This is a genomic window from Aerosakkonema sp. BLCC-F183, from assembly GCF_041929145.1.
GTDB lineage: Bacteria > Cyanobacteriota > Cyanobacteriia > Cyanobacteriales > Aerosakkonemataceae > Aerosakkonema.
In genome coordinates this window covers 63,193-69,278 of record NZ_JBHFNU010000111.1, presented here as the reverse complement: position 1 = coordinate 69,278, position 6,086 = coordinate 63,193, and the positions used below count along the sequence as shown (strand labels likewise).

General features: G+C 45.9%; 4 protein-coding genes. 1 reads left to right on the top strand and 3 read right to left on the bottom strand.

Annotated features, from left to right (window positions below; genetic code table 11):
* Positions 1-232: 232 nt before the first annotated feature.
* Entirely contained in the window at positions 233-2,248 is a 2,016-nt protein-coding gene (locus ACE1CD_RS32785; protein WP_374827429.1) for a hypothetical protein, read from the bottom strand.
* 256 nt (positions 2,249-2,504) lie between these two features.
* Complete coding sequence (lipB, locus tag ACE1CD_RS32780; protein WP_374827428.1) at positions 2,505-3,212, bottom strand: lipoyl(octanoyl) transferase LipB; 708 nt, start codon at positions 3,210-3,212, stop codon at positions 2,505-2,507.
* Positions 3,213-3,747: 535 nt separating this feature from the next.
* On the opposite strand from lipB, the gene hpf reads away from it, so the two are divergent.
* Positions 3,748-4,398 carry a ribosome hibernation-promoting factor, HPF/YfiA family gene (gene hpf / locus ACE1CD_RS32775; protein ID WP_374827427.1) on the top strand — a complete coding sequence of 217 codons (651 nt, stop codon included), beginning with the start codon at positions 3,748-3,750 and terminating at the stop codon, positions 4,396-4,398.
* 40 nt (positions 4,399-4,438) lie between these two features.
* On the opposite strand, the gene ACE1CD_RS32770 is transcribed toward hpf, so the two are convergent.
* On the bottom strand, positions 4,439-5,605 hold the full coding sequence (locus ACE1CD_RS32770) for a glycosyltransferase family 4 protein (RefSeq protein WP_374827425.1): 1,167 nt from the start codon (positions 5,603-5,605) through the stop codon (positions 4,439-4,441).
* Positions 5,606-6,086: the final 481 nt, after the last annotated feature.

The following is a 6,086-nucleotide window of genomic DNA, read 5'->3' as shown; positions in this document are numbered from 1 at the left end:
CAAAAACAATGAAATATGTATTGTGTAGGGGCGAAGCAAGAGGGCGACAATCGATCGCCAGAAGCAACAATTTTTATGTCCTCTTGCTTCGCCCTGCCGAGGTTTCTATACAAATACACATCTTATTTCTTTTGTCAACCTCTTTTACTGGACTGGCGCTCTAGCGGGTCTAGTCATCTTGACCAGACCCAAAATGTTTTATAGATTTGTTTTTTTGTTTGTTTTTGCGGATCTAACGCTTCGCTCCCTCCTCATAAAGGTTATTGCTTTGATGGCTTTCCCTGTCAGGCGTCTCGATATCGGAATGGCGATTGTTTTGGTAGTTTTCCTTGTCAGGCGTCTCGATATCGGAATGGCGATCGTTTTCGCGACTTTCCGTGTCAGGCGTCTGGATTTGCGTTGCTAGCTCGTTTTCTAACTCAGACTCTGGTGAAGAAACAACCTCAGAATTCACCGTAATATACTGGATTTGCTGTTCGGACCGCAGATCGATCGCTTGCTGGGGAAGACCGATGATCTCTATCTCTACTTCTTCAATCTTCTGTTGCCGTTTGCCACGTAAATTATCAAACACTTGCAGCGATCTGGCAACTAAGGATTCTGTCCAGTTAGTCAGCAAAGCATCCAAATCTTTTGATTCTAACGTGCTTGCTGCCGATTGGCTTACCACTGAATCGCTTGCAGCCGAATCGTCAGCTTTTTCTTTGGATTGAGCGATTTGCTGTGGTATTTTCAACAGCTGTTGCTGCCAATGGGAGGCGCATTTTGACAGCTGCTGGAATTTGGCAGATGAGAAATCGATCGAACGATCGACAATGGCGTTCAATTTGGTGTAAGCATTGTCAACGACAGTGCGATCGGCTTTTTCAGCATAACTGTTTGACTGCGGTATCTGAAAATACAGCGCTTGCAGTTCCTTTTTCAGTTGCTGAATTTCCGCTTGTAGACAGCTGTTATCCAAGTCGGAAGTAATCGCAGAAACTTGCTGAAGAAGTTGAACTTCGGCGGTGCTTTGCTTTAATTCTTCTATCTCGGCTGGCTGCTTGCGCTCGTTAAACGCTTCAGTCAACGATGCGAGGGTAGCTTGCATCTGCTGATTTTGTGCTTCTAACCGATCTAAGTTAGCGCGGGTGGTTTCTTCTGTCTGAGCGATCGCTGCTTTAATTTCTTTTATCTGCGCTGCTACGTACCCGGTGTCAGAGCGTCCGTTTTGTGTCGGCAGTGCAGACAATTCGTATTCTACATCGGATGTACTTTCTCTTTGCTCTGCTAAGCGCTCTGCAAACGTGTCGCCGATCTGAGATACTTTTGTTTCCAGTTGCTGAATTTGCTCTTCCAAGTAACTGGGATCGAAAGTTACTGGCGGTGCGGTAAAAGCAGCTAGCTGCTCTTGCACTTCTGCGGCAATTTGTTTAACTTCTTGGATGCGCTCTAAATCCTGGCGCTGATTAAACGCTTCCGTTAATGAGGAAACGTTTGCTTGCAGTTCTTGAACTTGTCTTTCCAGGTAGCTGGGAACAACATTTGCCGATGCGTCTGCAAGCGCAGAAATACGCTGTTCGACTTCTGGGGACAACAGCATTTCTCTGAGTTCTTCGATGCGCTGTATTTCTTCCCGCTCTTTAAACGCCTCTGTTAATGAGGAGAGGTTGGTTTGCAGTTGCTGAATTTCCTGCTTAAAGTCTTGAAATTCCGCTTTCGTGAGGTTCTCGGAACCAATCTGCTTGCTGTCGAGCAGTTCTGTTTTCAGTTCCTCTATCTTGCGATCTAAATACTCTGTATCAAAACCTGGGGTAAGCGAGGCTATTTGCTTTGCTTGAGTGTCGCTCAGCGAAGCGCTCCCTTCGGGTATTGTTGATATGGTAAGGTTGCCGATCGCTTGTTCCAGGCTATCAAACCGCTCTCGCAGCTGGCTGAGTTCTTCCTGAACGGGAGCGAGAATCACCGGTTTGATCGGAGTCGAGAAACCTTGCCATGAATCTCTTAAGCTTCCCATCTCTTCTGAGATTTCCCGATCTATTTGTCTGACGCGGGTTCCCATCTCAGATAAAACAGCCGCCATGTTCTGCTGTAATGTCTGCTCGAATCGGCGTCGGTTGATCAGGCTGAGGGAAAGGGCTAGAGTCAGGGGAGCAACCGAATATATCAGCTGCTGGGAAAAAACTGCAACTAACGTCCCTGCAACAGAACCCGCTACGGAAACGTACTCTGTTACCTCTAAGCCATTGGGCTCTGTTGTCTCTGTCATAAGCTGTTACGGGAAGTGTGCAAACCCAGTACTTTCAGGTCGGGGAAGAAACGCGACACAGGCGCTTTTAACCGCTGTCCCCTTTGAGGGGCGAGTAGATAGCGATTGAAAAAATGTGGAAAGTTTCCACAAGTTAAATATATCAAGAAAAGTCAAAACTTTGAATAATTATACCAAGCGATCGGATGTCAGAGAGGTCGTTCTTAATTCGACCAAACCCTTGATTCTCAATTCTTCTTCCCCTAACCCCTAACCCCTAGTCCCCAGCCATAGTTTCTGGAATTAGCTCGACTGCAAACACTTCGGCGAAGCTGGCTGCTACTTGCTGACGCACTCGGTCTTTATTAATTGCGGGAATAAATTCTGCTAAGCTGCCCACCGGTTTGTCGGAAATTCCGCAAGGTACTATTTGCTTAAAACCTTCCAGATCGGGACAAACGTTGAAAGCGAAGCCGTGCATAGTAATCCAACGGCTGACTTTAATGCCGATCGCAGCTACTTTGCGTCCCTCTAACCAAACGCCGGTAAAGCCGTCGAGCCGTTCCCCCACCAATCCGTACTCAGCCAGCACTCGGATTAATACTTCTTCCAGCTGGCGCAGATACCAGTGCAAGTCTTGCCGATGATATTGTAAATTTAGGATCGGATAGCCGACGAGTTGACCGGGACAGTGGTAGGTTACTTCGCCACCGCGCTCTATACGGTGTAGCTCGCAGTTACTTCGCTCCGGAGCGAATTTGAGAAATTCCAGACTGGCTCCTTGTCCGAGCGTGTACACGGGGGGATGTTCCAACAATATGAGGACATCTTCCTGGTTGGGGTTGTCTCGGCGTTCTGCCACGAGCGATCGCTGCCACTCCCAAGCTACTGAATAATCTGTGATTCCCCGATCGTATAACCGACAAAAACGGGGTTTTTGTTGCTTATTATGCGCCAACCAATCATTATTACTCGAAATCACCACAAAAATCAAGAGTATTTTACGTTAAATTTCGTTCAAAATCCGGTCAGGGAAATCAAGAAATGTCAACAGATGCAAAAGATTTTAAAGAGTAGCCAAAGGGCGATGTACTCCAGAATACAAAATGCTAGTGTTTTATGTATAACCTCAATGTGAATAGGAGGAAGCCTGTTTAGCAAGAAAAAGCCCACAAATTTGAGATGGCGATCGCCCACCTTCCTTTGAAAGCCAGCATAGTTGGTGGCATCGTCCGAGAAACTTACTGTAGAGGTGTGGGCGTAGGCTCAAGTCAGAGTGCGATAAAGTATGGCCATTTTGCATTATGCAAGCAGTTTGACAAGAAATAAACTCCGAAAAGTTTCGGCATCCTTACGATCTGATAAAATATGCAATATCTCGGCGTTGCGACACCCCCAGACACATAAATTACGTTCCCGGAAAGCAGCGATGTCGGCTTAGCTTTCCTTTCAGACCAAAGGTAGACGCAGGCTAAAAATATGCCTGCTAGTAGATAGAGTATTCAGCGGGAGAATTGAATATGAAGCTTGTGATTCATGGCAAAAATATTGAAATCACCGATGCAATTCGTGAGTACGTACACCAAAAAATTGAAAAAGCAGCAAGTCACTTTCTAAATGTAACCAATGAGATTGATGTGCATCTATCAGTAGCACGCAATCCCAGGGTAAATTCTAAGCAGACTGCTGAAGTGACTATCTATGCAAATGGTGCGGTGATTCGTGCAGAAGAAGGAAGTGAAAGTTTATATGCCAGCATAGACTTAGTGGCTGATAAAATAGCCCGCAAACTGCGTAAGTACAAAGAAAAACGGCTAGATAAGAAGACTCAAGCCCAGCGAAAAACTAGCGAGGTAGTAGAACAAGAGCCAGTGGCAGTGGATTTGATAGGAGATCGCACTGTGGAACTTCCCACTGAAGTCGTGCGTACCAAATATTTTGCCATGCCGCCCATGACTATTGAAGAAGCTTTAGAACAGTTACAGCTAGTGGATCACGATTTTTATATGTTCCGCAATGCGGAAACCGGCGAAATTAACGTGATTTACGAACGCAATCACGGCGGTTATGGTGTAATTCAGCCGCGTAATGGCAATGGGCATACCGGCAAAAATGGTAAGGCAGCCCACACCAATTCTGTACCGGAGAAGTTAAACCTCCAGAAGACTTAAAAGCAAGGTTGAAAGCAGTTAGCAGATAGCTAACTGCTTATCAAAATACAGCTTCTAGTGCTGGTAATTTCAGGGTGTTAAGCATAGATTCGTAGTCGTAAAGTACCTCAATGGGATTGGGCAATTGTGGCGGAGGTAAAGGTTCTGGTTGGGAACGAAAATAGCGGGCTAAATCTAAAATTGCCTCCCCAGCCGCAAAAATATCTCCAATAGGAACAAGACGACCCAAAGGCCAACGCTCTAACCATTCATTGACTACCTCTCGCGAACCTGGGTTATCGTAGGCTACTACACCTTTGCCTGCGGCGATCGCTTCTTGCAGGACGCGAGGTCGTCCCTCATTATCGGAGCAAAGCAGAACGGTTTCTGCATTATTCATACAATCGAGTACCTGTTGCCGAGATACGCTACCTTTTAGCACAATTCGTTCTTCTAAACCGTAACTTTTGATGCGATGCAACATCTCCACACGATCGGGGCCATCTCCGCACACGGTAAGATGGACATTGACTCCGGCAAGTGAGAGATTTCGCACAATTTCCACTGCATCCAACGGCCTTTTCCTGGCTTTGAGTTGAGCCGCCATCAGCAAACGAATCGGTTCAGAGGCAATTTGCTGATAGTTGGAAGTGGGGTGAAAAGGAGGAAGATTGGTGCTGGGATTGAAGGGAGGAAGATTAATTGGGTTGGGCAAGAAAACCGTATTGCTAACACCAACTACACGTTCGATCGATTCGGCAAGATGGCGAGCTATACAAACAATTTTATCGCAGCCTTGGTAAAGGTTGAGCAGTTGCCGTCTGAGTTGGGGATCGATGGGATCGCTAGAAGCGAGGCGGTTGATATAAGCTCCCCGACAAATTAATATGACAGGTTTGTCGTGATGAACGCGACGGATAGCGGGAAGATGCCACAAAAACGATTCGCGACCGAGAATGACAAAATCGAAAGGGCCATGAATTTGATAGGCTATTTGAACTTCGCGATCGATATCTGATAATGCTTGACTCGTAATGCTCAAGTCGTTGGGAAAGTCAGCCTGAATCCACATTAATCCAGGATATTGCGCCAAATTATTTGGCACTTTGTAGGGAGCGATATGCAAAACTTCATGCCCGATGTTGCGTAACCCGCAGGCAAGTTCCTGACTGGAGTGAGCTGACCCGCCTCCGTGCGGTGGGTGGACACTTAGTAACAGAATTTTCATATTTTGATACTTCTTTCTTGTTTTTTTGTAGTGTAGATTCGCTACCCCGTGTTACTGGCAGACCGGATGCCGGGGAACCCTTGCCGTCAGGGTAACTTGCCTTTTCTATAGGGTAGCGATCGGCATCTCGAATCGCAACTTCGATCGATATATCTGCTTACACAAATCAGCGAAAATTACGATTTTTCACCAATTCAATTGGGCAGAAATGGGGAGCCTACCAAGCGAGGCGGCAAGAAACCTGTTGAGGTTTTAAGCAAACTTTTGACGATCGCCCATTTCGATCTCTATCTAAAGATAGAGGAGAATTTTAACAACTTCTTGTAATTTATACGTCTTATGTGCAGTTGTCAAGGCAATTTCCAAAAAGTTTTAAACAGCGCTTACGCTTTTCTGGTGATTTGAAGCACTATGACTTTTAGGGTAATTCAGGAATTACTCTAAAAGCTAGAGTATGCCAAGTAATACCAGCGCAAATTGT

Coding starts and splice junctions, on each gene's coding strand:
- ACE1CD_RS32785 (WP_374827429.1), bottom strand. CDS start 2,248: ATGACAGAGACAACAGAGCCCAATGGCTTAGAGGTAACAGAGTACGTT.
- hpf (WP_374827427.1), top strand. CDS start 3,748: ATGAAGCTTGTGATTCATGGCAAAAATATTGAAATCACCGATGCAATT.
- ACE1CD_RS32770 (WP_374827425.1), bottom strand. CDS start 5,605: ATGAAAATTCTGTTACTAAGTGTCCACCCACCGCACGGAGGCGGGTCA.